The sequence below is a fragment of the Sedimentitalea sp. genome (genome assembly GCF_039973035.1).
GTDB lineage: Bacteria > Pseudomonadota > Alphaproteobacteria > Rhodobacterales > Rhodobacteraceae > Sedimentitalea.
The window spans coordinates 315,162-339,148 of sequence record NZ_JBDWLR010000042.1 but is presented as its reverse complement, the minus strand read 5'-3'; the positions used below and the strand labels follow the sequence as shown (position 1 = coordinate 339,148).

Sequence of the window (23,987 nt, the reverse complement as noted above, 5' to 3'; positions counted from 1 at the left end):
GATACCGTGCAACGCTACGCGACGGGTACTAAGCGCGCCTCGGTCAGCTCCGGATACAGTACGAGCATCTCGGTCCGCTGCGCCTCGCCAATGCCAAAAACATGTGGATCCGCTGGCTGAAAACACTCGATCCAAATCCCGTTGGCGCGCACGACTTCGTGCTGTTCAAAAGCGATGTGAACGTAGGAAACAGATTCGTCGTCCAGATGCTCGACGCCCTCAAGCCCGACCAGGTTCCGTGCCGGTACCAATAGGGTATCATCCCCGAAATAGAGCGCCGTATCATCCTGTTTGACCAGCACGCGGGTATAGGGGCTGACGATAATGGCCTGCTCTGGCAGTCCCTGTCCGAGCGCGTTTGCGGCGATCTGTACGGGGCCCGGAAGCGGAGACTGCTCTAAATCAGCAGCGGACAATTCACAGCGACCGATCCAGTCTATCACTTGAACACCATGATGGCGGGTAATGACCCGGTTCCCGATCCGCAGTTCCGTCGCGCATACGTCACCGGCTGGTGTCGATATATGCCAATGTGAAGGCCGTTGTTCGTGCGATTTCAATTTCTTTGCTTTCGCGTGGCGATCCGGACGACGCTTCATACCCTCTTCCCCAGATATCAGGTCATGGTCAGCGTTAGCTTTCGCGCCGCCCGGACAACTTGCACACATTCCCACTCGCAAACGCACATCGAACCCGCCCCCGTGGACCCGATCAAAACAAAGCGAACTCGTACAATGCAATCAATACCGGGTCGCAGACGGTCCGGAAACAGCAGTGAAACCTTGGGGTCTTCTCGAAATGACAATCGCACACGCAAAGCGCGAATCAATTTTCACAGCATATTCGCAGAGATTGTTTCGGCTTTCCCACGAAATCCGATAAAGTGCGCGCCGAGGCACCGCATATCCAAAGGTATGATTATTTATCAATAACTTACGAAACACACTGGTTCTTGCACCCTAGTTCGACACTATCCGAGACGGTGCATTGGTGTTCTAGCAGCGTCCACAACGGTGGAAGTGGCCGACCGTTTCCGTTCACACACCAATCACTGGAATTTTGGAAAATTGGACACCTCAATACCGCAGGCACCTCGAAAACCCATCCGATTCGAACTCGGTCAGCGCCATCTGGAGTCTCAAATCTGGCATCTGCCTCGTGCCGCGAGTGTCACAATCACTGCGAAATGCGGGCGTCACTATCGCCCGAACCCCGCTAATCCCGCAGTTTGGCGAGTTCGGCCTCTGCCCGCTGAACCGAAACCTCGCCGGCACCCGCGATCGCCTGCGCCACGCGCTCAACTTCGTCGCCTTCGGCACCGGCAAGAATTGCAATATTGCGGGCATGAAGGGTCATGTGACCTTTCTGAATGCCTTCGGTTGCCAGCGCCCGGAGAGCCGCCATGTTCTGCGCCAACCCCACCGCTGCCGTCACCTCGGCCAATTCCTGAGCGGTCGTGACCCCCAGCAACCGGATTGCCGCCTGCGCCGCCGGATGGGTTTTGGTGGCACCGCCGATCAGACCCAACGCCATCGGCATTTCCAACGTCCCGACCAACACGCCATCCGCACCGCGCTCCCACCGGGAAAGGCTGGTATAGCGCCCGTCCCGCGCGGCATAGGCATGCGCCCCAGCTTCGATCGCGCGCCAGTCATTGCCCGTGGCAACGACAACCGAATCGATGCCGTTCATGATGCCCTTGTTGTGCGTCACGGCCCGATACGGATCGATAATGGCCAAGGTGCAGGCCTCGACGATTCCCTGAGCGACATCATCGCCGTCAAACCTGTCCATCGTCAGGGCCTCAGGCGTGATCTCGACTCGGGCGCGCACCAACCTGCGATCCGCAAGATTTGACAGGATGCGCAGACGCACCTCTCCCCGAGCAATCTCAGCAACCCGCGGGGCCAGCGTTTCCGCCATCGAATTCACGGTGTTGGCACCCATGGCGTCGCGCACATCGACCAGCAAATGAAGCACGACCATCGGCCCCACCGGCGTGTCGTCAAACACATGCACCTCGATATCCTTGCATCCGCCCCCCAGCGCGATCAGCACCGTGTCGCGCGTGTTGGCCATATCAATCAGTTCATCTCGCGCTGACAACAGGCGCTGGCGGGCACCATATGGATCGTTCGGCCGTATCACCTGAATCTGCGCCCGCATGATCGGCGCATCCGACGAGGTTGTGAAGCCACCGCACCCCCGCGCGATACGTGCCATATACGAGGCTGCGGCCACGACCGAAGGCTCTTCAGTCACCATAGGGATCAAATAGTCCCGTCCATTCACGGTGAAGTTCGTCGCTATGCCGAGTGGGAGTTCGTATTTTCCGATGACGTTCTCAATCATTCCATCGGCAAGCGCCTGTGGCAGTACATCGGCCCCTTCCAGTGCATTCTGGTCGTCATCCGACATGCCCGAAGCATTGGCAACTGCTGCACGACGTTCCTGCGGCGCCATACTGCGCAGGTTCTCGATGCGGGAACTGAATTCAGCCATTGAAACCGACCTCGTTTACTCTGGATTTGTGGAAGAATGTCATGGCCGTTTTCCTCTTTGACTCGCGCGGTGACGCCACGAAGATCAGCAATCCCCGCGCAGCACAATGACTGTATGTCTCAGAGGAGCAATGGTAAAATGACCAATGAGTGCTATCGCGCGCCGAGGGGGGATAGCAATTGCCCGCAATACCCAGCGCCCTATGCGCTATCGGAGGCAACGTTCACTCGACAAGTCGACCTTCTCGATTGTACTTTGCCCCAGCGGTCGTGAGATCGTCATACGTCAGCTGGATCTCGATCAATGCCACCGATCCGAGGGCATAACCACGATAGGGCAACCCATCGGTATCCAGAATCGCGCCCGGCGCGGCTTGATCCAGATGACAGTCCGGCATCGGCCAGAGTTCGGGCGTATTGCCATTGATCCCGACGCGCATCTCAAGCAACCCGCAACGCCACGCCCACAGATGGGTGACATAAACCAGGTCCTTGCCATCATACTCTCGCAGGGTGATCCAATTGCCCCGCGTCGCATTGAGAATCGGTTTGACCTCAAGCGCGGTCGTGAACTTGCCCGTCGCGATCTGGGGTTCTGCGGTAAGTTGCGGCACTTCGGGGGCCAGAAAGGCGGGAGCTGCAATGTCGTCGGCTTGGGCAACCGTTGCGGCTGTCTCGTCCGATAGTTCGTCAGGATTGACAGCTTGCGCTGTCTCTGAAGGCTGTGAAGGCTCAACCGCAGGTGCCTCCTGAGCAATCGGTTCGGCGACCTGCGACATGCCCCCGTCCGGTTCCGCATTGGCAAAGGAGGACGCGGAATGCAGCCCCACGGAGACCATCAACAAAAGTGTCTCAATCATCGCTATCCCTTTACTACCGCGACCTGCCTACCCGCTTTGCAGTTCCGGGGTTTTGACCGGTCGTCTCCACGCCTATAGTCCGCGTCAGGACCACTGCCGAAAAATGTCGGCTGGATTGAGTATGACAAAGAAACAGCCACAGCGCCAAGCGTTCAATATCCTGATTGTCGGTCAATCCGGCAGGCTCCAATACGAAGCGCTGCTGTTCGCCGCGTCATTGCGGCATTGTTCGCCCAACTTTGATGGCGAGTTGTTTGTCGCTATCCCGCAAGCCGGACCCAAGTGGAGCAATGATCCGTCAATCAAAAATGGCGCGGTACTCGCGGCACTTGAAAGGCTCGGGGCCAGAATATTGCCATTTGAGTCGAAGGTCTTTGGGCAAACCTATCCGCAAGGCAACAAGATCGAAGCGCTGTTTGCCCTCCCGCCAGACAAGCCGTTCGTGTTTTTTGATACGGATACCCTGATCACTGGCGACGTGATGAGCGTGCCCTTTGACTTTGAGCGGCCGGGCGCATCGCTCCGCTGCGAGGGAACATGGCCAGAACCTACGCTCTATGGTCCGCAATACGGTGAAATCTGGAAATCACTCTATGACAAATTCGGCCTGGATTTCGAAAGCAGCCTAGACACCAGCCAGCCAGACAACCACTGGCAACGATATCTTTACTTCAATGCAGGGTTTTTCTTCGGAGCGAACCCACATGAATTCGGACAGAGATTTCTGGACTACGCCATTGCGATTCGCGACTTGCCCCCCCCGGAACTGATCTGCCAGAGTGTCGATCCATGGCTGGACCAAGTTGCCCTGCCGTTGGTCGTCCACTCCTATGGTGGCGGACGCGAGGCGCTGCCTCCCGGCTTTCTCGACGGCTCTGTAAGCTGCCACTACCGTGTCTTTCCCCTGCTCTATGCCCGCGAGGATGACCACGTACTCGACGTTCTCCATACCGTCGCAGCGCCCAACTGGATCAAGAAGGTACTGAAAGGTTATGAACCGATCAAGCGCATGGTCTATCAGGGGCGTGGCGAAAAGGTGCGCGCGCTGTTTGACCGAAGCGCGCTGCCAAAACGCGAACAGATGATCCGCAACCGGATCAAATCAGCCGGGTTCTGGATGCGTTAGCGCATTTCAGAATTGGCGCGACACTCTCTCGTGCGCGGTCAACCCGTTTTGAGCAACCGGCGCAGAACCCGGTGCCGCCAGCGATAGATGAGTCTCACCCAAAGTGCCGCGATCTCCGTGCGCCACCCCGCATCGATTACAACCCGATCGATCTGAAGCGCGCCTATATCCGACGGTTCCACTTTCAGTTCATGAACCAGCCGGATAATTCCCATACCGTGTTCTTCGCTGCGCAACAGCCGTGCCTCGGGATCGCAAGTTACGACATGCATCGAATAAGACTGCGCTGGCAACACACCCAGCAGCGACAGCGCCACGTCAATGCGTTGTCCGATCTGCGCCGGTCCTGATGGCAAATGATCGAATTGCACCCAAGGTCGGCTCACTGCCTCCAGCACATCCAGATCGATTGCCATCGCAAACAACCGGTCCGCATCGACCGGGTATCGATGCCTGAACGTGAGTTGCCTAGCCATGTCATACCTTCCTGTTTGCCGACAATCTGCCGCGCTGCGCGATGGTTTGAAACGGCGCATTTCGTCTCGCCCCTCTGGTCCGCGCCAGCGGGCTGTGCTAGCCGGACCTCATGAGCAAAACCCTGACGATCCCGCGCCCCGATGACTGGCACCTGCACCTGCGCGACGGCGCGATGTTAAAGGCCGTGTTGCCCGAAACCGCCCGCGACTTTGCCCGCGCCATCATCATGCCCAACCTCGTGCCGCCGGTGGTCACCGGTGCACAGGCCATGGCCTATCGCGACCGCATCCTGGCGGCCCTGCCAGAGGGCAGCGATTTCCAACCACTGATGACGCTTTACCTGACCGAAGACACGGACCCTGACGACGTCGCCGCGGCCGCCGCCGGCGGATTGGTCAAGGCTGTCAAACTTTACCCTGCCGGGGCCACCACCAACTCTGCCAGCGGCGTGGCCGATTTTGGCCGCGTGCGTCCTGTGCTTGAACGCATGGCAGAAATTGGCCTGCCGCTCTGCCTACATGGCGAAGTGACCGACAACGATATCGACATTTTTGACCGTGAGGCCGTGTTCATCGACCGCGTACTTGACCCGATCCGCCGTGCCACCCCCGGCCTGCGCGTGGTGATGGAACATATCACCACTTCACAAGGCATTGACTACGTCCGTGGCGGTGGTGACACCATAGGTGGCACCATTACGACCCATCACCTGATCATCAACCGCAACCACATCCTGGTCGGCGGGATCAAACCGCACTACTACTGCCTCCCCGTCGCCAAACGCGAAGAACACCGCCTTGCGCTGCGCGCCGCCGCCACCTCGGGCGAGCCATCGTTCTTTCTCGGCACCGACAGCGCTCCGCATGTGGATGCCCTCAAGGAACACGCCTGTGGATGTGCTGGCTGTTTCACCGCCACCAACACAATGGCGCTCCTCGCTCATGTGTTCGAAGAAGACAATGCGCTTGACCATCTCGCGGCCTTTGCATCCCAGAACGGCCCCGCCTTCTACGGCCTGCCCGTCAATGACAACGCACTGACCTTAAAAAAGGGCGACGCTCCAACTGACTTTCCGTCAAAAATCGACTGCACCGATGGCCCCGTCACTGTCTTTGATCCGGGCTTCCCCGTTTACTGGCGCACCGCCTGATTTCATCTTTGCCTGAAATACTCCCGCCGGAGGCACCTGCCCTCCCCACACGTCCATAGGTCCGATCATGATCCCCACAAGCTACCCTGACCCCAAGGAAATCGCCCGCCTCTCTGCCCGCATGCTGCTTGAGATCGAAGCTGTGCATCTCAATTCCGAAACGCCGTTCACGTTGGCCTCTGGTCTGCCCAGCCCAACGTATATCGATTGTCGCAAGTTGATCTCCTATCCTCGCATCCGCAGCACTCTGATGGATTTCATGGCGATCACCGTCATGCGCAATGCCGGGCTTGAGGCGTTCGATAACATCGCCGGGGGCGAAACCGCAGGCATTCCCTTTGCCGCGCTCGTTGCTGAACGCATGGGCCTGCCAATGACCTACGTGCGCAAGAAACCCAAAGGCTATGGCCGTAACGCCCGGATCGAGGGTGTCATGGGCGAAGGCGATCGGGTTTTGCTGGTCGAAGACCTCACCACCGACGGTGGTTCCAAGCTCTCATTCGTGGAGGCGATTCGCGATACCGGGGCGAGCTGTGCCCACACCGCTGTCATCTTCTACTACGGCATATTCCCGGATACCGAGAAGAGCCTCGGCGATCACGGAATCACCCTGCATCACCTCTGCACGTGGTGGGATGTTCTGGCCGAGGCAAAGACCTCTGGCGCCTTTGATGCACAAACGTTGACCGAAGTGGAATCGTTTCTGACCAATCCTCGCGCCTGGCAAGAAGCGCGTCAGACCAGCTGACCCAACGAGCGGCGAGACATCGCCGCTCGCAATTCTGGCAAAGCAAATCTGGGTCCAAAAGCTCTACCCGGCCCCACCAGATATTGACTACTCCGCCTCACAGCATGCAATATGCAGTGACCGCAGGATATGCACAGGCTATCCACAAAAACATACAATTTGCAGGCGCGGCCAACCGTGAGGTATCACCCGGCACCGGCTGCAATCAGCAAATCACTCAAAAAACGAGCCCGTGACAACACGCGGCCATCCGAGGCGAAATGGGGGCGATATGAACGAAATTACCAGCTTTGACGGGTCCAGTCCGGAAACGAACAGCCCAGACACGATGCCCCATTCGGTAGAGGCCGAACAGCAGCTTCTGGGCGCGGTTCTTACCAACAACGATGTGTATGACCGCGTTGCCAGCATCATCAAACCCGAGCATTTCTATGACCCGGTCCATGCCCGCATCTTTGAAATTGCCGCCGCCCGCATTGCCAAGAACGCGCTGGCGTCTCCCGTAACGCTCAAGGCGTTCATGGAAGATGACGATGGCCTAAAGGAGCTGGGTGGTCCTGCCTATCTCGTCCGTCTCGCCGGTGCTGCCATCAGCGCCTTCGCCGTACGCGACTATGCTCAGATGGTCTATGATCTGGCGATTCGTCGGCAACTGATCGGGCTGGGTCGTGACATCAGTGACAAGGCCAGCCGCGTCGAAGTCTCCAGCGAACCGCGCGAACAGATCGTCGAAGCCGAACAGCAGCTCTACAAACTCAGTGAACAGGGCCAGACCGAAAGCGGTTTTCAGAGCTTTCTGCGCGCCGTCACCGATGCGGTCAACGTCGCCAATGCCGCCTATATGCGCGAGGGTGGGTTGGCCGGTATCTCGACCGATCTGGTCGATATGGACAAGATGCTGGGCGGCCTGCACAAATCCGATCTGCTGATCCTTGCTGGTCGCCCGTCGATGGGCAAGACCTCGCTCGCCACCAACATCGCGTTCAATGTTGCCAAAGCCTACAAGCGCGGCAAACTGCCTGACGGTGGGGAAGGCGCTGTGGATGGTGGTGTCGTCGGCTTCTTCTCGCTGGAAATGAGTGCCGAACAGCTCGCTGGCCGGATTCTCGCCGAAGCCTCCGAGATTTCCAGCCACAAGATTCGCCAAGGCGATATGAACGAGGCCGAATTCCGCCGCTTCGTTGACGCCGCCAAGGAACTCGAAGCCTGCCCGCTCTTTATCGACGACACGGCCGCCATTCCAATCGCGCAGCTGGCCGCCCGCGCCCGTCGCCTGAAACGGACTCATGGCCTCGACCTGTTGATCGTCGACTACTTGCAACTGGTGCGCGGCACCTCTGACAACCGCGTTCAGGAAATCGGCGAAATCTCCATGGGTCTTAAGGCCATCGCCAAGGAGCTCAACATCCCGGTCATCGCTCTTTCACAGCTGTCCCGTCAGGTCGAAAGCCGCGATGACAAACGCCCGCAACTCTCTGACCTGCGTGAATCCGGCTCAATCGAACAGGACGCCGATGTCGTCATGTTCGTTTATCGCGGCGAGTACTACAAAGAGCGTGAAAAACCCGGCGAGGACGATCTGGCAGCCACCGAACAATGGATCGCCGACATGGAGCGCCTACACGGCAAGGCAGAGGTAATCATCGGGAAGCAACGTCACGGCCCGATCGGAACGGTCGAGCTCAGCTTTGAAGCCCAGTTCACGCGTTTCGGCAATCTCGCCAAATCCTGGCAGCAGGGCAGCGGAGAGCAAAGCTTCTGAAACAGCGCGAGAACGATAGGCGCACACGGCAACACAAACACAGCAGCCCCTCGCCAAAATCCCAAACTTCATCTTTGCAAAAATACTCCGGGGTGCGCGAGGGGCAGCGCCCCTCGCTCGAAGCGCCGCCGCAGGTGGCGCAAAACCTTATCCGCAAGCCACCTCGCCCTATTTGGATCCGGCGCCTGCGCCTCGTCCAGAGTGCGCGTCAAATTGCCGATCCCTGTGCCAACCGATCACGCATTCCCTCTTGACGCCCCGCATGCCCATGTCATTACCACCGTATGAGCACTGCAAAACTATCCGTCGATCTCGCCGCCCTCGCTGAAAACTGGCGCGCCCTTGACGCACAATCCGGCTGTGAAACCGGTGCCGTGGTCAAGGCAAATGGCTATGGGCTTGGCGTAGAACACGTATCGCAGGCGCTGGCGCAGGCCGGAGCCCGCCAATTCTTTGTCGCCACCGCCGAAGAAGGTGCCAAGGTGCGTCAGGCGCTCGGACCCGGCCCCGGCGTTTCGGTCTTTTCCGGCCATATGGAAGGCGACACCGCTCTTATCCGCGACCATGATCTGATCCCAATGCTGAATTCGGTCGATCAGATGCTGCGCCATATGGAAAGCCTTCCGTCCGGCCGGTTCGGCATTCAACTGGACACCGGTATGAACCGTCTGGGAATGGAGCCTGCGGAATGGGCCGCGCTACGCGACATTGCGCTGGCGCAAAAACCGGTGCTGCTCATGTCCCATCTCGCCTGCGCAGACGAGCCTGATCATCCGATGAATCGCCAGCAATTGCGCAGCTTTATCGAACTCACAGCGAATAACAATGTGCCGCGCTCATTAGCGGCAACCGGCGGCATACTCCTCGGGCGGGATTATCATTTTGACCTGACTCGTGCTGGCGTCGGCCTCTATGGCGGTCTGCCCTTTGCGGATGCACGGCCGGTTGTCTCCCTCGACCTTCCGGTGATCCAGACCCGCGATCTCGCCGAGGGGGAAACCGTCGGTTACGGAAACACATGGGGTGCGCCGCGCCCGTCTCGCATTGCCACTGTGGCAGCGGGCTATGCAGATGGCCTGCACCGTGCGCTCGGGTCCGGTGGCATTGCGGTTTTTGCCGGCGACACTGCCTGCCCGGTCGTGGGCCGTGTGTCGATGGACCTGATCACCGTTGATATCACAGATCTGCCCTCTGATCCGGGCACACTTGAAATCCTTGGCCGTCACCAGAGTGTTGATACTTTGGCCGACGCAGCCGACACCATAGGGTATGAGATTCTGACCTCTCTTGGTGGCCGCTACCAGCGGGAGTACGTTGCGTGAACCCTCTGACGATGCTGGCACGCCTGGGGCGGGCGGTTATGAATGTTCTTGCGCTGGTGGGTCGCATTTCGATCTTTGCCGCCCGTGCGTTCTCACACATCTTTCGACCGCCCTACTATCCGCGTGAACTCTTCAATGCGCTGGTCACGATTGGCTGGCTGTCTCTGCCCGTGGTCGGACTTACAGCTATTTTCACCGGCGGTGCGCTGGCCTTGCAGATCTATTCCGGTGGCGCGCGTTTCAACGCCGAAGCCGTGGTGCCACAGATTGTCGCCATTGGCATGGTCCGCGAGCTTGGCCCGGTGCTTGTCGGATTAATGATCGCGGCCCGCGTGACCTCATCCATCGCTGCCGAGATCGCCACCATGAAAGTGACCGAACAGATCGACGCGCTGGTGACGCTTTCGACCAACCCGATGAAATATCTCGTCGCACCTCGTGTGTTGGCGGCGCTGATCACCGTGCCTCTTCTCGTTGCGGTTGGTGATATCATCGGCATCGGTGGCGGATATGTGGTGGCGGTCAAGAACCTCGGCTTTAACTCTGCTGCCTATCTGCAAAACACCGTCGACTTCCTTGAAGCCCGCGATGTGATCTCATCGCTGGTCAAGGGTGCGGCCTTTGGCGTGATCGCGGCCATGATGGGATGTTACTACGGCATGCAATCCGGGCGCGGCGCGCAAGGCGTCGGAAGCGCGACCAAAGACAGCGTCGAAGCCGCCGCCATCCTGATCCTCGCCGCCAACTTTGTTCTTACAGGGGTGTTCTTTTCGATATGATCCGCATGGAGAACGTCAAGAAAGCCTTTGGCGACAACGAGGTGCTGCGGGGCATGAACCTGCACATCCCAAAGGGCACATCGATGGTCATCATCGGCGGCTCGGGCACCGGGAAATCGGTGGCGTTAAAGTGTATCCTTGGCCTGATCCAGCAGGATTCCGGCCAAATCCTCGTGGATGGCAAAGACGCCGCTTCCGGCGATCGTGACGCCTTTCTTGCGCGCTTTGGCATGCTGTTTCAGGGCGGCGCCTTGTTTGATTCGCTGCCGGTTTGGCAGAACGTTGCCTTTCGCCTGCTACGCGGCTCACTCAAGCGCCCGCAGGAAGAAGCGCGCGAGATTGCCATAGACAAGCTGCGACGTGTGGGCCTGAAATCAAAGGTCGCCGACCTGTTTCCAGCGGAACTCTCAGGCGGCATGCAGAAGCGTGTCGGTCTCGCCCGCGCCATCGCCGCCGAACCCGAGATCATCTTTTTTGATGAGCCCACCACCGGGTTGGACCCGATCATGTCGGGCGTCATCAATGACCTGATCCGCGAGATTGTCGTAGAGATGGGGGCAACCGCCATGACCATCACCCACGACATGAGCAGCGTCCGTGCAATCGCCGACAACGTCGCGATGCTGCATGATGGGGTGATCCAGTGGACCGGCCCGGTCAGCCAGATGGACAACAGCGGCGACCCCTATCTGGATCAGTTCATCCACGGTCGCGCCGAAGGTCCAATCGAAGCGGTCCGCTGACGTTCGATCGAAAACCTCGCCGCAAGTACGGGAACCGAGGAAGCATACCCCCTCAGGAACTTAGCAGTGGCACCAGCCCTATGCCTGCTCGCTAAACCGAACGAGTCAGGCCGCCATCGATCCTGAAGTTCTGGCCGGTCACATAACCGCCGCCCTCTGAGGCCAGCAACGAGATCATCGAAGACACTTCGTCAGCGCGACCGTATCGCCCCATGGGAATGCGCGCCCGGCGATCCTCGGTTTCGGGCAGGCTGTCGATGAACCCTGGCAGGATGTTGTTCATCCGGATGTTTTCGGCCGCATATTTGTCTGAGAACAGCTTGGCAAAGGCTGCAAGCCCGGCGCGAAAGACACCCGAAGTCGGAAACAGCGGGTCCGGCTCAAAAGCCGCAAACGTCGAAATGTTAAGGATCACGCCACCGCCCTGCGCCTGCATCAAGGGGGTCACCAACCTAGTGGGTCGAATCACATTCAAGAGGTAAACATCCATCCCCATGTGCCAATCATCATCCGAGATTTCCAGCACAGGACCCTTGGGGCCATGTCCGGCAGAGTTCACCAGCACGTCGACACGGCCCCATCGCTCCTTGGCCCCCTCGACAAGCGCAGCATGAGCGCCCTCATCAAGGTTGGAGCCGGTGACACCAAACCCACCCAACTCGGTCCCTAGCGCCTCGCCCTTGCCGGACGACGACAGAATACCGACCCGAAAGCCATCTGCTGCAAGGCGTCGCGCGGCATCCGCGCCCATTCCGCTTCCACCTGCTGTGACAAGAGCAACTTTTTCTACTGACATATGACCTGCCTCCGTAAGTTTCTGGGGCTTAATCTAGGTGACAGGACTCAGAACTTCGCTTGAGAATTGATGTTTTCTGTCAGTAGAAATACTATCGTCGCATGACCCAACTCCCCCCTCTGAACGGTCTGCGCGCGTTTGAAGCGGCAGGCCGTCGCCTGACCTTCCGTGCCGCCGCAGACGAACTTGGCGTCACGCAGGGCGCCGTGGCGCAACAGGTTCGTCACCTTGAATCGCACCTTGGTCAGCCACTGTTTGAACGGTTGCCCAAGGGACTGGCCTTGACCCCGGCAGGGCGCAGCTATCACGCGCAGATCTCGATGGCGTTTGATGACATGCGCCGGGCGACCGACAGTCTGAAACCGGAACCCGGCGACGCCATGATCAGTGTCACACCGACCTTTGCCGCAAAATGGCTGATCCCCAATCTCCCCGAATTTTCAGCGCTTCACCCCGATATCGACCTGCAAATTCTTGCGACAGAACGCGTGTCCAGCTTTCACAGCGATGGCATCGATTTGGCAATCCGGCAGGGTCGGCCGCCATTCGGGGCTTCGCTCGACGCGATCCGCCTGTTTCAACACAACATCATTGCGGTTGCGGCACCGTCGCTGCTCGAAAACCACCCTTTGCCGCTCGCCACCGCCACCATCGCGCACCTGCCAAAACTGCATGACTCGCATGACCTATGGCCTGCGTTTCTGAAACGCCTGAACATTCAGGATCAGAGCGCTCACGGATTAAGGCTGAGCCAGACCACTCTTGCTGTCGACGCAGCGCTCTCCGGGCAGGGTATTGCCTTGGTCAGCCATTTTCTCGTGGCGCGCGATATCAGTGCCGGAAACCTGGTGCAGGTCACACCCGAGGTCATGCAGGGAGATCACGAATTCTACCTTCTGGTGCAACGCAAATCACGACAAAGCCCTGCCATCGAAGCAGTGATCGCCTGGCTCACCTCGACTGCGGAACTAGAATCGTCTGATCCCGCCACTGCAACTCCCTAGGCAGAGTCTTTCACTGTCAATGTGATGAGTGGTGGTACCACCTCCCCGGCTCGAACGGGGGACCTCCTGATCCACAATCAGGCGCTCTAACCTACTGAGCTAAGGCGGCACTGGCATGCGATTTAGACAAGCCACAGGGTGAATGCAAGTGGCTTAGAGGTCAATATGCCAGCTTTGTTCCACAAGATCGACTCCAAATGAGTGTACGGGCCTGCTGTCAACGAGTTGCCAGCCCGATGCCTTGTAAAGTACGCAGGCGGCGCGGTGGCTTTCATGAGTCCAGAGACGCATGTCACGATAGCCTTGGGCGCGGGCAAAGCCCATGCAGGTCGCGAGCAAGCGCTTTCCCAACCCCCGCCCCCGCGCATCCGGTGTCAGCAGGAACAGGCGGAGCTTTGCAGTCGTTTCTCCTGCCGCGACACAAAAGATACTGCCAAGCCGTTGTTCACCCTGCACCGCAATCCAACCGCGCTCTCGGTTGGACTCGTGATTGACAATAAAATCATCAAGGATCTCGGCGACTAAGGCGCCAAACGTGTCATTAAACCCTTCGTCACGCGCATAATGCTCACCATGTTGGCGCACCAGCCAAGGTGCGTCCGCCGGGCTGAACTGGCGTATGATGACATCATCCATGCGCCACACTGCGCGCAGCAGCGCTTGATTCTCAACCCCTGCCAAGCTAGCAGGAACAGCAGAGGCACGGAGGCACCCCATGAGCATCAATACCGAGCGAGATATCGAAGCGAACATGCAGATCGGTCCGACCGACACCGGCATGGTGCGCATCTATATCGAATCTCAGGGCATCGAGGTGCCAATGGACTTTGAGCCGGAAGAAGCAGACGAAATCGCCGAAGAGATTATGGCTGCGGCCAAAGCGGCACGCGCGGTCGGCGGGAAAACCGGACGCTGAAATCAGGGGTGAGTTCGGCCCAGACCGATCAGTACGAACTTGGACATCCCGAATTCAGGCATCCCTAAACCGTTTGGCCTTTCTGCACGCGTGACCCGTTCTCCGTGGGTAATCGCCAGAAAGATGGGATGCGCCGCAAGCAATGCGCGACGGCACCAAGCGCCACCCGCGTCGTAACATTTGATCAGAACTCTTATTCCTCGGAATTGTCTCTGGAGGCCATCAGCGTCGCCACCCCGGGATCACGCAGCGCCTGCAATCGTCGCGCCGCGTGTACGGCGAATTTCTGCACCATCACCTTGCGCCGCGCCGGTGCCAGCTTGTCTTCGGGCGCCATACGGATGATTTCGGCGTCATAGGCATCAGCAATGATCAGACCCGAATCCAGTGGCAAAAGATCCGTGGGAAAATCCTGATCGACCGCCCAAAAGTACCGGTCACACCACTCCAAATAGCCCTGCCACTTGGAGTCTGCCTGGAAATCCGCTCGGCTGGATTTGCATTCAATCACCCAGATTTCGCCCTTGGGGCCCAACCCCATCACATCCACCCTCAACCCTCGAGTTGGCACAAGTTCTTCAACAGAAACAAAGCCATGCCCTTTGAGAAGGCGACATACCCCGCGCGCCAGCAGTTGGCCCGGCTTGACCAAGGAAGAGATCGTATCAGTCATGCGCCAAACATGAACAATAGGTGAACATTTTTCAAGTATCCAACGCAATTCAACCCTTCATTGACATGATACCAATTGGTACCTTATTTAATATGATACCAAAAGGTATCCAATAATGACATCTGAACAAGCTACCGACCCCACCCAAACCTGCTTTCGTGCGCTTGCCGATCCGACTCGGCGCGATATCGTCCGGCTCCTGACTCGGAACGACATGACGATCGCGCAATTGACCGATCAGTTCGACATGACGCGCGCCGCCGTAAAGAAGCACCTGAACGTGCTGTCCGATGGCGGTCTGATCACAGTCAATGCGCGCGGTCGCGAACGCGTAAACAGCCTGAACCCGGCAGGTTTTGCACCGGTTCTAAGCTGGCTCGAATATTTTGATCAATTCTGGGACGACCGGCTTGCCGATCTCAAAGCCGCCATTGAAAAGGACAACACATGACCGACACTATGATCCGCAAATCGATTTACCTGAACGCTTCGCCCGAACAGGTCTGGGACTATCTCACCGATCCCGACAAGCTGGTCCTGTGGTTTCACAAGCCAACGGCCCCGCTGGAACAGGGGAATGAACTAAAGATGTATGGTGCCGAGAGTGGTAATCTACTGATTTGGGGGACGGTCAAAACCGCGCGACGGCCCAGTTATATCGAATACACCTTTGTCATAGGGCCGATGGGCGATGCTGTCAGCCTCGTCAAATGGACACTGGACCCCGTCGCGGGCGGCACACGCCTGTCACTTGAGCATTCGGGCCTGCCTCAAGGAGCAGAAGGTTTCGGGCTGACATTGAACCTGGACGAGGGCTGGGACGAACATATGGGTCGCATGCGTGCCCATCTGCACGATTCTGCCTGATCTCCCCTTGCCGGACCCGTCATCTACGCCTATCTGGAACGAGTGGCGGGTTCTGCCCTGCGCGTGAGCGGTTGCATTCCGGTGGCCTTAAGCAAATCCGAGGGAGCTGGCTCTGTACGGATCCTGGTCCGTTTACCTGGCGCCCACCTGTATATACAGGTCCTCGGGAATCAGAACCACACGGTTGATTGGTGGTCCCGTCACATTTCACCTTAAGGCCAATGGCTTATCGGCGCCCCTTAACCTTCCGGTCGCGCCGGTCTTTTACCGGAACCAGCGCCGGTTGCAGGTCATGGGCGACCGGGGTGCCCCCGCGCCCGCTGTCCGGCTTTTCAGCCAAAGACATCACGGCCCAAGCAAACTGAACACCGGCAAAAACGATCCCATGCATGAACCACAACAGGAACACTGCAAGGATGCCTGCATCAGAATGCGTGACCAGATGCCAGATGTTCATCACGTTGAACCAAAGCAGCATCGCGACGAAAGCCGCCGCGATGGCGAAACCGATGATCACATTGCGAATATAGAGCTTGACCAGTTTGGGCATAGGCGTCCTCCTATATTCCCATTCTAGCATGTGACTGGATGTGATCCAAGATCAACACCCGCGTCAGTACGCCGCGAAACGTAAATCATCGCGCTCTAGAACGCTTCGGGTTTCGCCTCGTGCGCCATGTGGTCCAGCACGGCGTTCACGAATTTCGGCTCTTTCCCATCAGGAAAAAACGCGCGCGCTATATCGACATATTCGACGATCACAACCTTAGGCGGCGTGTTGCTGTTGGTCAGCTCGGCCCCGGCTGCGCGAAACAGCCCCCGCAGCGTCGGATCAATGCGTGCAATCGGCCATTTGGCCACCAGCGCGCGATCCGTCATCTGGTCGATCCGCGCCTGATAATTCACCGCGTCCTCGACCGCGCGGCGAAACAACTTGATGTCGCCATCCAGCATTTCTTCACCATCATAAGTCGCACCAAAGCGGTGCTCCAGAAACTCGGCCACGACCTGCTCGCTGGTCTGTCCGCTCTGCTCCATCTGAAACAGTGCCTGCACCGCGTAAAGCCGCGCGGCCGATTTCATCTTGCGTTTCTGGTTGCCAGACAGGGTGGTATTAGAAGTGGTCATGCCGTAGTTGGTCCGTCGCTCTTTTCCGCCAGCAGGATCGGGTCTGACGGGGCACGAAACCCAACACCCTTGCGCTGACCGCCCCACTTACGAGCGAGCGCGATCAGATGCAAGGCCGCTGCTGCCGCGCCGCCACCTTTGTTTTGGCCGTCCGCTTCTGCGCGGACCACAGCCTGATCGCGGGTTTCGACCGTCAGGATCCCATTCCCGATGCACAGGCCTTGCAAACCCATCAACTGCAACGCCCGGCTGCTGTCGTTGCAAACGGTTTCATAATGCGTCGTTTCCCCGCGGATCACGCAGCCCAGAGCAACATAACCGTCAAAATTCGACTGCCGGTCCGAAATCGCAATGGCCGTCGGCACCTCAAGCGCACCTGGCACCTCTACGAGGTCCCATGTCCCACCTGCAGCCTCGATTTCAGCCTTGGCACCGGCAATCAGATCGTCGGCGATATCCTTGTAATAGGGCGCCACAACGATCAACAGCTTGACCGGTTTGTCAAACTCCGGACGCGGCAGAACGTAATGTGTTTCAGATTTGGCCATGGTCTATCCCTCCGACATGATCGGGCGCGTGTCGACGATCGACAAGCCATATGCATCCAGCCCGACATAGCGTGTAAGCGGCGAATCTGTCAGCAGAATCAAGTTCTTGACCCCAAGGGTCGAAAGGATTTGCGCGCCAAGACCCGTCCGTTTGATGGTGCGCGGCCCCTCTTCCTCAGAGGCATACAGCGAATGACGCGGTTCGCGAAAAAGACAAACCACCCCGCGCCCTTCATCGGCGATCAACTCCATCGCACATGACAGTTCGCGCGCAGGCTTTGGCCCCAATCCCAGCATATCGCTCGCTTCATGCAGCGCATGTGTTCGGGTCAGGACAGGCTCGGGTGTCGTGATATCGCCCTTGATCAGCACCACGTGTTCTACTCCGTGGGTCTGGTCGGTAAAGATGCGCATATCCCAGTCCCCTCCGAATTCCGAGGTCACGGTCTGTTGTGCGGTCTGATCCACCAGGTTGTCGTTGATACTGCGAAAGGCGATCAAATCCGAAATCGTGCCGATCTTCATCTCATGTGCTTTGGCAAAGTCCACGAGTTCCGGCAGGCGCGCCATCGTGCCATCCGCATTCATGATTTCACAAATTACGCCGGCGGGCTTCAGCCCTGCCAGCCGCGCAATATCAACTGCGGCCTCGGTATGGCCTGCCCGCACCAGAACGCCGCCATTGCGCGCTCGCAGCGGAAAGATATGCCCGGGCGTCGCAAGCTCGGCCATGGTATTCTGTTCGTTGATTGCAACCGCGACAGTATGGGCCCGATCCGGCGCGGAAATACCGGTGCTGACGCCTTCACGGGCCTCGATCGACACGGTAAACGGTGTTTCGTGACGCGAGGAGTTGTTGACGGCCATCATCGGCAGTCCCAACCGGTCGACCCGCTCTGCGGTCATCGGCAGGCAGATCAGCCCCCGACCATGGGTCGCCATAAAGTTGATTGCCTCGGCATCGGCGAATTCGGCGGCAATCACCAGATCGCCTTCATTCTCGCGATCCTCGTGATCGACCAGGATGAACATCTGGCCACGCCGCGCCGCGTCGATGATCTCCTCAATAGGAGAAATGGCATGGCGCAGGTCCGTTTCGACCTGACCGGGTGTTTCAAAGCTCATTAGGTCGTCTTCCGTGCGCAGTTGGCTCAGGGCGCAAATACCCCACACGCGTCATGAACGCCAGACCCGGAACGCGCTGTTACCCGCGAAAACCCGACGCGCACCACTTCATCTTTGTCCAAATACTCCGGGGGTGAACGGCGAATATCCCGGATTTCCGCCTTAGGGGGCAGCGCCCCCTGCCCGTTCGCCTAAGCTGTGGTTGTCTCGGCGAGTCTCGCCACGTATCGCGCCAACGTATCTATCTCGAGATTGACGCGATCTCCGACAGCCACATCACCCCAAGTCGTGACGTCCTTGGTATGCGGAATGAAGTTGATCCCGAATGACGCTCCATCGACTTCATTCACTGTCAAAGACGTTCCATTCAACGCAACGGACCCTTTCGGCGCAATGAACCGTGACAACTCCTCCGGTGCGCGCAGGGTCACGCGAGTGCTGTCACCCTCATCAACAATGGCAATCACTTCGGCGACCCCATCCACGTGGCCGGATACGATATGGCCGCCCAACTCGTCCCCGACTTTCAGGGCCCGCTCCAAGTTTACCCGTTTACCCTCGGCCCAATCGCCGAGGTTGGTTTTTGACACGGTCTCGGCACTCACCTGCACATCGTACCAGTCATCCCCCAAGGCAATCACGGTCAAACAGACCCCATCGCTGGCGATTGAGGCGCCGATATCAATGCCAACAGTGTCATACCCGGTCGCGATCCGCGCGCGCAGATCGCCTTGCTGCTCCAACTCCCGTACGGTGCCGATATCGGTGATGATGCCAGTGAACATGCTGCGCCCCCTTGAATTCTGTTCGTTTCACGTAACCAGCGATGTCGCGCACGGCAAGCCCCACGTCTTGCCAAACCCACCCAGCCGGGCCATAAATTCACTGTTTCACAAGTGCCGGGATAGTCGGATCGGTAGCGTCAACCAACCCACTTTGCCATTGCAAGGTCAGGACAGGGTCTTTCTGTTCCTGCAAGGGCCGCACGGGCCTTTTTTCAACGCGCTTGGGCGCATGCTGCGCAATACCGGCGCGCGCGTACTGCGCGTGGGGTTCAATGCCGGCGACAGGGCCTTCTGGTTTGACCGTCCCAGCTATATCCCGTTTCGTGGCCTTCCGCAGAACTGGCCCGGTACCATCAGCGTGCTTTTCGATCTGCACAACGTGACTGATATCGTGCTCTACGGAGACACCCGCCGCATTCATGCCACCGCCATTGCCGCCGCCCGCGCCCGCAACATTACCATCCATGTTTTTGAAGAAGGCTATCTGCGCCCCTATTGGGTCACATATGAACGCGACGGTTCGAACGGCAATTCCCAACTGATTCAGATGCCTGTCTCCGATATGCAGGCTCAGCTTGAGCGCGCGGATATCGAAGCACCACCGCCACCGGCCCATTGGGGCGACATGCGGCAGCACATGTTCTATGGCGCGGCCTATCATTGGTGCGTGATGTTCACCAATCGGGGCTATCGCCACTTTCGACCGCATCGGACCCTGCCCGTCACACGCGAATTTCTGCTGCATCTGAAACGATTGCTGCTGATCCCGGTCCACGCCACCGAACGACGTCTTAGGACGGCGCGCGTCCGGCGGGGGGGCTATCCTTATCACCTCGCCTTGCTGCAGCTCGAACATGACGCCAGCTTTCGGGATCACTCCAGCTTTGACAGCATGACCGAATTCCTCTCCGAGGTCATCGCGGGCTTTGCCGAGGGCGCACCGCCGCATCATCATCTGGTTTTCAAGGCCCACCCGCTGGAAGACGGACGCACACCTCTGCAACAGGACATCACCCGCATCGCAAAGGCTTATGGGCTGACAGACCGGGTTCATTTTGTCCGCGGCGGCAAGCTGGCCCGACTCATGGACGATGCGCGCAGCGTGGTCACGGTCAATTCCACCGCCGGGCAGCAGGCCCTGTGGCGGGGGTTGCCCTTGCGAATTTTCGGCCGTGCGGTCTATGCCAAACCCGAGTTCATCTCCGATCAAGCGCTACCCGACTTCTTTGCGAATCCCCGCCGCCCTGTGACGTCGGCCTACCTGATCTATCGGCGATATCTTCTGGAAACCAGCCAGGTGCCGGGAGGTTTCTATTCCAGACGAGGACGGCAGCGATTGCTGCGTCGTGTCGTTGACATGATGCTTGCGCCTCACGACCCCTATACTGCGCGGGAATCCGGCCAAGAGGCACAGAAACCACATTTGCGCGCGATAACCTGAGACTGCGTCCCCATGACTGGCTATCCAAAGCCAATTCCTCTAGGTTTCGCAAAATTGATGGGTGCTGACACCGGGTCGAGGGGGCCGCTCTTTGAAAACTGTTTCGTTCCGATGGGTTAGATTCGCCACAATCGCCATAGTGGCAGGCGCACTGACCGCCTGTTCCCTGCCACAGGCTGGCCCGACCAAAGGTCAAATCTTTGATGGGTCCCTGCAAAAGGACGGTGACGCCTTTGTCGTAGCGGTCAACGACCGCGTTACCCGCGCAACGGCAGTGGTACCCGCTCTTGGGTTTTCGAGCGATTTCAGAACCACGCCGCAACTCACATCAGATACGATTCGTCCGGGCGATACGCTGGGCCTGACGATCTGGGAAAACGTCGATGATGGTCTGCTTGCAGGTGACGTCGGCAATTCCACAGCGCTTGAAGAAGTTCAGGTGGACAGTAGTGGTCATATCTTTGTCCCCTATGGCGGCCGCATTCGTGCCGCCGGCAACACCCCGGAACAGTTGCGTGCGATCATCACCGAACGCCTGATGGACCAGACACCCGACCCGCAGGTCGAAGTGCGGCGTCTAGCCGGTGACGGGTCGACCGTTTCGCTTGTTGGCGGTGTCGGGGCCCAAGGTGTTTACCCGATCGAACGGCCCACCCGGACGCTCGCGGCGATGCTGGCCAAGGCTGGCGGCGTCGTCATCGAACCCGAAATTGCCCTCGTGACCGTCATTCGCGGCTCTCGCAAGGGAACAGTCTGGTTTCAGGACCTCTACAAAGACCCCAATCTGGACATCGCCCTGCGTGGCGGCGACCGAATTCTCGTCGAAGAAGACAGCCGGGCCTATACAGCGATCGGTGCCACCAGCCAGCAAGCCCGCGTGAGGTTCGAGACCAAGAACCTCTCGGCCATGGATGCATTGGCGCAGGTCGGCGGTCTGATATCGATTTCCTCTGATCCCACCGGTATCTTTGTGTTCCGCAATGAAAAGGCCGCGATTGCCAATCAGGTTCTGGGCCGCGACGATCTTCAAGGAGCGCAACGCCTCGTTTACGTGCTGAACCTGAAAGAGCCGAACGGCGTGTTTCAGGCCCGCGATTTCGTGATCCATGACGGTGATACGATTTACGTGACCGAGGCACCCTATGCCCAGTGGAGCAAATCAATTTCACTTATCGTAGGCGGGCTGACCCCCATCGCGAACGTCGCCACCCTGACCCAATAGGCATGACCGGCCAAGCGCCGACACCCGGAGATGATGAGCGTTCCCGGGTCTATGCCTATAATGGCGGCTTTCTGACACAGCGGCGGGTTCGACGCATACTGCATCTTACGGGTTTTGATCTGCGATTTGGACTGCCCGGCGCGGATGACCTCGTGGCCATTTGGGGCAACAGCCCGACGGCCCATCGCGGTCAGAAGGTCGCGCGAAATCGGAACGTACCGCTGTTGCGCGTCGAAGACGCATTCCTGCGGTCCATCCATCCGGGCCGGAGCGGAGAGCCTCCCATCGGGTTATTGCTGGACCGTTCGGGCCTGCATTTTGACCCGTCAGGCCCGTCCCATCTGGAACACATTCTAGCGCATGACCCCTTGGACGATACCGCAGTTCTGGATCGTGCGCGCGGAGCGATGGCCCGCATTCGCGAACATCATCTGAGCAAATACAACAATTTCGACACTGCTATCCAACCGCCCGACCCCGGTTACGTCCTCGTTGTCGATCAGGTGCGCGATGATGCGTCGGTTACAGCGAGCAATGGCAATGACGCCCTATTCCGCGAAATGCTGGTCTTTGCGCAAGAGGAACATCCCGGCGCGCGGGTGATCATCAAGACCCACCCCGAGACGCGCGCAGGCTTCCGGCCCGGATATTATTCTGAGGCAGATACCAGCAATCGGGTCAGCCTGCATGACGATCCGCTTAGCCCGTGGGACATCCTTGATGGCGCTGTCGGCGTCTATACGGTGTCTTCACATCTGGGTTTCGAAGCGATCCTTGCCGGGCATCGCCCCCGTGTCTTTGGTCAGCCGTTTTATGCAGGCTGGGGGCTTACGACGGATGAAAACCCGGTGCCGCGCCGCGCCCGCAGTCTCACGCGCGCGCAGCTCTTTGCCGCCGCCATGATTCTCTATCCCACATGGTACGATCCGTTTCGGGATCAGCTCTGCGAGCTGGAAACCGTGCTGGACAATCTTGAAGCGCAGGTCAGGGCCTGGCGCGAAGATCGCCGAGGATGGGTCGCAAGCGGCATCCGTCTTTGGAAACGCCGCCCGATGCAGCAGACATTCGGCTATGTGAAACGGATGAAATTCGACAGGGATCGCCGCAAATTCCCCGACCGTCGCCACATGATATGGGGCAGCGCTCCGACAATAGATGACGACACGATCCGGATCGAAGACGGATTTCTACGCTCGCGCGGGTTGGGCGCGACGCTGGTTCCTGCTCTGTCGCTCACCCTCGACGATCTCGGGATCTACTATGATCCCCGTCAGGCCAGCCGACTTGAGGCGCATATCACCGCCCGCACGACCTTGCGACCGGATCAAAGCCTGCGCGCCGAGAGGCTGATCACGATGCTCACGCGCAGCGGGCTTAGCAAATACAATGTTGGTGGGCCGGTCGCATCACTGCCCGAGGGCCATCGCATCCTGGTGCCGGGCCAGGTCGAGGACGATGCGTCGATCCGGCTGGGCACCGGCGACATTTCGACCAACGCGGCCTTGTTGCGTGCGGTAAGAAAGGCGCATCCGGACTCCATCCTGATCTACAAACCTCACCCCGATGTCGAGGCTGGCCTGCGCCCCGGAGTCATAGATACCGCGAACGCAGACGTGATCGCCAACGAAACCGATCCGTCTGCCCTGCTCGCGCAAGTCGACGAGGTCTGGACAATGACTTCGCTGCTCGGGTTCGAAGCGTTGCTGCGCGGTATCCCTGTGACCACGGTTGGTACGCCGTTCTATGCGGGATGGGGGCTGACCACCGATCTGGGTGACATACCCAAGCGGCGTCAGGCCCGTCCGGACCTGCTGGGCCTCGTACATGCGGCGCTGATCGACTATCCGCGCTATTTCGATCCGGTGACCCGACGGATTTGCCCGGTAGAAGTGGTTGTTGATCGCCTCAACGATGCCTCAGTCCCCCAACCCGGCCCGGTCAATCGAACGGTGTCAAAGCTGCAAGGACTGTTTGCGACCTACGCCTATCTTTGGCGGTGATCCGGCCAGCGACT

At 58.8% G+C, this 23,987-nt stretch carries 26 protein-coding genes and 1 tRNA gene; 14 read left to right on the top strand and 13 right to left on the bottom strand.

Annotated features, from left to right (window positions below):
- Positions 1-14: 14 nt before the first annotated feature.
- The 3 genes from ABJO75_RS10325 to ABJO75_RS10315 all read right to left on the bottom strand — a co-directional run bounded on the left by ABJO75_RS10325 (position 15) and on the right by ABJO75_RS10315 (position 3,361).
- A complete protein-coding gene (locus ABJO75_RS10325; protein ID WP_348129884.1) occupies positions 15-599 on the bottom strand; it encodes a Hint domain-containing protein in 585 nt (194 codons plus the stop codon).
- Between the two features lie 616 nt (positions 600-1,215).
- Positions 1,216-2,502: a hydroxymethylglutaryl-CoA reductase, degradative gene (locus ABJO75_RS10320; RefSeq protein WP_348129882.1), complete on the bottom strand. Its 1,287-nt coding sequence runs from the start codon at positions 2,500-2,502 to the stop codon at positions 1,216-1,218.
- Positions 2,503-2,725: 223 nt separating this feature from the next.
- On the bottom strand, positions 2,726-3,361 hold the full coding sequence (locus ABJO75_RS10315; RefSeq protein WP_348129879.1) for a hypothetical protein: 636 nt from the start codon (positions 3,359-3,361) through the stop codon (positions 2,726-2,728).
- A 121-nt stretch (positions 3,362-3,482) separates the two neighbouring features.
- Between ABJO75_RS10315 and ABJO75_RS10310 the strand changes: the two genes are divergently transcribed.
- A complete protein-coding gene (locus ABJO75_RS10310; protein WP_348129877.1) occupies positions 3,483-4,487 on the top strand; it encodes a hypothetical protein in 1,005 nt (334 codons plus the stop codon).
- 38 nt (positions 4,488-4,525) lie between these two features.
- Here ABJO75_RS10310 and ABJO75_RS10305 read toward each other — a convergent pair whose 3' ends face one another.
- The gene (locus ABJO75_RS10305) at positions 4,526-4,963 is read right to left on the bottom strand and encodes a hypothetical protein (protein WP_348129875.1); all 438 of its coding nucleotides are present in this window, start codon (positions 4,961-4,963) and stop codon (positions 4,526-4,528) included.
- 110 nt (positions 4,964-5,073) lie between these two features.
- Between ABJO75_RS10305 and pyrC the strand changes: the two genes are divergently transcribed.
- From pyrC to ABJO75_RS10275, 6 genes are all read left to right on the top strand, one after another.
- On the top strand, positions 5,074-6,114 hold the full coding sequence (gene pyrC / locus ABJO75_RS10300; RefSeq protein WP_348129872.1) for a dihydroorotase: 1,041 nt from the start codon (positions 5,074-5,076) through the stop codon (positions 6,112-6,114).
- A 67-nt stretch (positions 6,115-6,181) separates the two neighbouring features.
- Positions 6,182-6,862 carry an orotate phosphoribosyltransferase gene (locus tag ABJO75_RS10295; RefSeq protein WP_348129869.1) on the top strand — a complete coding sequence of 227 codons (681 nt, stop codon included), beginning with the start codon at positions 6,182-6,184 and terminating at the stop codon, positions 6,860-6,862.
- Positions 6,863-7,133: 271 nt separating this feature from the next.
- Entirely contained in the window at positions 7,134-8,624 is a 1,491-nt protein-coding gene (locus ABJO75_RS10290; RefSeq protein ID WP_348129867.1) for a replicative DNA helicase, read from the top strand.
- A 284-nt stretch (positions 8,625-8,908) separates the two neighbouring features.
- Entirely contained in the window at positions 8,909-9,946 is a 1,038-nt protein-coding gene (gene alr / locus ABJO75_RS10285) for an alanine racemase (RefSeq protein WP_348129864.1), read from the top strand.
- Positions 9,943-10,725 carry an ABC transporter permease gene (locus ABJO75_RS10280; RefSeq protein ID WP_348129861.1) on the top strand — a complete coding sequence of 261 codons (783 nt, stop codon included), beginning with the start codon at positions 9,943-9,945 and terminating at the stop codon, positions 10,723-10,725. Before alr ends, ABJO75_RS10280 begins: the two co-directional genes overlap by 4 nt.
- A complete protein-coding gene (locus tag ABJO75_RS10275; RefSeq protein WP_348129859.1) occupies positions 10,722-11,468 on the top strand; it encodes an ATP-binding cassette domain-containing protein in 747 nt (248 codons plus the stop codon). The genes ABJO75_RS10280 and ABJO75_RS10275 overlap by 4 nt, the downstream gene beginning before the upstream one ends.
- Before the next feature lie 91 nt (positions 11,469-11,559).
- Here ABJO75_RS10275 and ABJO75_RS10270 read toward each other — a convergent pair whose 3' ends face one another.
- Positions 11,560-12,264 carry an SDR family oxidoreductase gene (locus ABJO75_RS10270; RefSeq protein ID WP_348129856.1) on the bottom strand — a complete coding sequence of 235 codons (705 nt, stop codon included), beginning with the start codon at positions 12,262-12,264 and terminating at the stop codon, positions 11,560-11,562.
- A gap of 101 nt (positions 12,265-12,365) precedes the next feature.
- On the opposite strand from ABJO75_RS10270, the gene ABJO75_RS10265 reads away from it, so the two are divergent.
- The gene (locus tag ABJO75_RS10265; RefSeq protein WP_348129854.1) at positions 12,366-13,268 is read left to right on the top strand and encodes a LysR substrate-binding domain-containing protein; all 903 of its coding nucleotides are present in this window, start codon (positions 12,366-12,368) and stop codon (positions 13,266-13,268) included.
- Positions 13,269-13,300: 32 nt separating this feature from the next.
- On the opposite strand, the gene ABJO75_RS10260 is transcribed toward ABJO75_RS10265, so the two are convergent.
- Together ABJO75_RS10260 and ABJO75_RS10255 are read right to left on the bottom strand one after the other, a co-directional pair.
- Positions 13,301-13,377 (bottom strand) — tRNA-His (locus ABJO75_RS10260).
- Between the two features lie 44 nt (positions 13,378-13,421).
- A complete protein-coding gene (locus ABJO75_RS10255) occupies positions 13,422-13,904 on the bottom strand; it encodes a GNAT family N-acetyltransferase (protein WP_348129851.1) in 483 nt (160 codons plus the stop codon).
- A 79-nt stretch (positions 13,905-13,983) separates the two neighbouring features.
- Here ABJO75_RS10255 and ABJO75_RS10250 point away from each other — a divergent pair, with 79 nt between their 5' ends.
- On the top strand, positions 13,984-14,184 hold the full coding sequence (locus ABJO75_RS10250) for a DUF6324 family protein (protein WP_348129848.1): 201 nt from the start codon (positions 13,984-13,986) through the stop codon (positions 14,182-14,184).
- Between the two features lie 193 nt (positions 14,185-14,377).
- On the opposite strand, the gene ABJO75_RS10245 is transcribed toward ABJO75_RS10250, so the two are convergent.
- Positions 14,378-14,857, bottom strand: a complete 480-nt coding sequence (locus tag ABJO75_RS10245; RefSeq protein WP_348129845.1) for an MmcB family DNA repair protein — start codon at positions 14,855-14,857, stop codon at positions 14,378-14,380.
- 115 nt (positions 14,858-14,972) lie between these two features.
- On the opposite strand from ABJO75_RS10245, the gene ABJO75_RS10240 reads away from it, so the two are divergent.
- Both ABJO75_RS10240 and ABJO75_RS10235 read left to right on the top strand, forming a co-directional pair.
- The gene (locus tag ABJO75_RS10240; RefSeq protein WP_348129843.1) at positions 14,973-15,308 is read left to right on the top strand and encodes a metalloregulator ArsR/SmtB family transcription factor; all 336 of its coding nucleotides are present in this window, start codon (positions 14,973-14,975) and stop codon (positions 15,306-15,308) included.
- Positions 15,305-15,724, top strand: coding sequence for an SRPBCC domain-containing protein (locus tag ABJO75_RS10235; protein WP_348129840.1), 420 nt, complete (start codon positions 15,305-15,307; stop codon positions 15,722-15,724). The genes ABJO75_RS10240 and ABJO75_RS10235 overlap by 4 nt, the downstream gene beginning before the upstream one ends.
- A gap of 226 nt (positions 15,725-15,950) precedes the next feature.
- Here the strand turns inward: ABJO75_RS10235 and ABJO75_RS10230 are convergent, their stop codons facing one another.
- The 5 genes from ABJO75_RS10230 to ABJO75_RS10210 form a co-directional block, all read right to left on the bottom strand.
- A complete protein-coding gene (locus ABJO75_RS10230; protein ID WP_348129837.1) occupies positions 15,951-16,274 on the bottom strand; it encodes a hypothetical protein in 324 nt (107 codons plus the stop codon).
- A gap of 95 nt (positions 16,275-16,369) precedes the next feature.
- Complete coding sequence (gene nusB, locus ABJO75_RS10225) at positions 16,370-16,852, bottom strand: transcription antitermination factor NusB (protein WP_348129833.1); 483 nt, start codon at positions 16,850-16,852, stop codon at positions 16,370-16,372.
- The gene (locus tag ABJO75_RS10220; protein WP_348129830.1) at positions 16,849-17,400 is read right to left on the bottom strand and encodes a 6,7-dimethyl-8-ribityllumazine synthase; all 552 of its coding nucleotides are present in this window, start codon (positions 17,398-17,400) and stop codon (positions 16,849-16,851) included. Before ABJO75_RS10220 ends, nusB begins: the two co-directional genes overlap by 4 nt.
- Positions 17,401-17,403: 3 nt before the next feature.
- Positions 17,404-18,525, bottom strand: coding sequence for a 3,4-dihydroxy-2-butanone-4-phosphate synthase (gene ribB / locus ABJO75_RS10215; RefSeq protein WP_348129827.1), 1,122 nt, complete (start codon positions 18,523-18,525; stop codon positions 17,404-17,406).
- Positions 18,526-18,716: 191 nt separating this feature from the next.
- A complete protein-coding gene (locus tag ABJO75_RS10210; RefSeq protein WP_348129824.1) occupies positions 18,717-19,310 on the bottom strand; it encodes a riboflavin synthase in 594 nt (197 codons plus the stop codon).
- Between ABJO75_RS10210 and ABJO75_RS10205 the strand changes: the two genes are divergently transcribed.
- From ABJO75_RS10205 to ABJO75_RS10195, 3 genes are all read left to right on the top strand, one after another.
- Positions 19,309-20,751, top strand: a complete 1,443-nt coding sequence (locus ABJO75_RS10205) for a capsule biosynthesis protein CapA (RefSeq protein ID WP_348129822.1) — start codon at positions 19,309-19,311, stop codon at positions 20,749-20,751. The genes ABJO75_RS10210 and ABJO75_RS10205 overlap by 2 nt on opposite strands.
- Positions 20,752-20,890: 139 nt before the next feature.
- On the top strand, positions 20,891-21,973 hold the full coding sequence (locus tag ABJO75_RS10200) for a polysaccharide biosynthesis/export family protein (protein WP_348130466.1): 1,083 nt from the start codon (positions 20,891-20,893) through the stop codon (positions 21,971-21,973).
- Between the two features lie 2 nt (positions 21,974-21,975).
- Positions 21,976-23,973, top strand: a complete 1,998-nt coding sequence (locus ABJO75_RS10195) for a capsular polysaccharide biosynthesis protein (RefSeq protein ID WP_348129819.1) — start codon at positions 21,976-21,978, stop codon at positions 23,971-23,973.
- Positions 23,974-23,987: the final 14 nt, after the last annotated feature.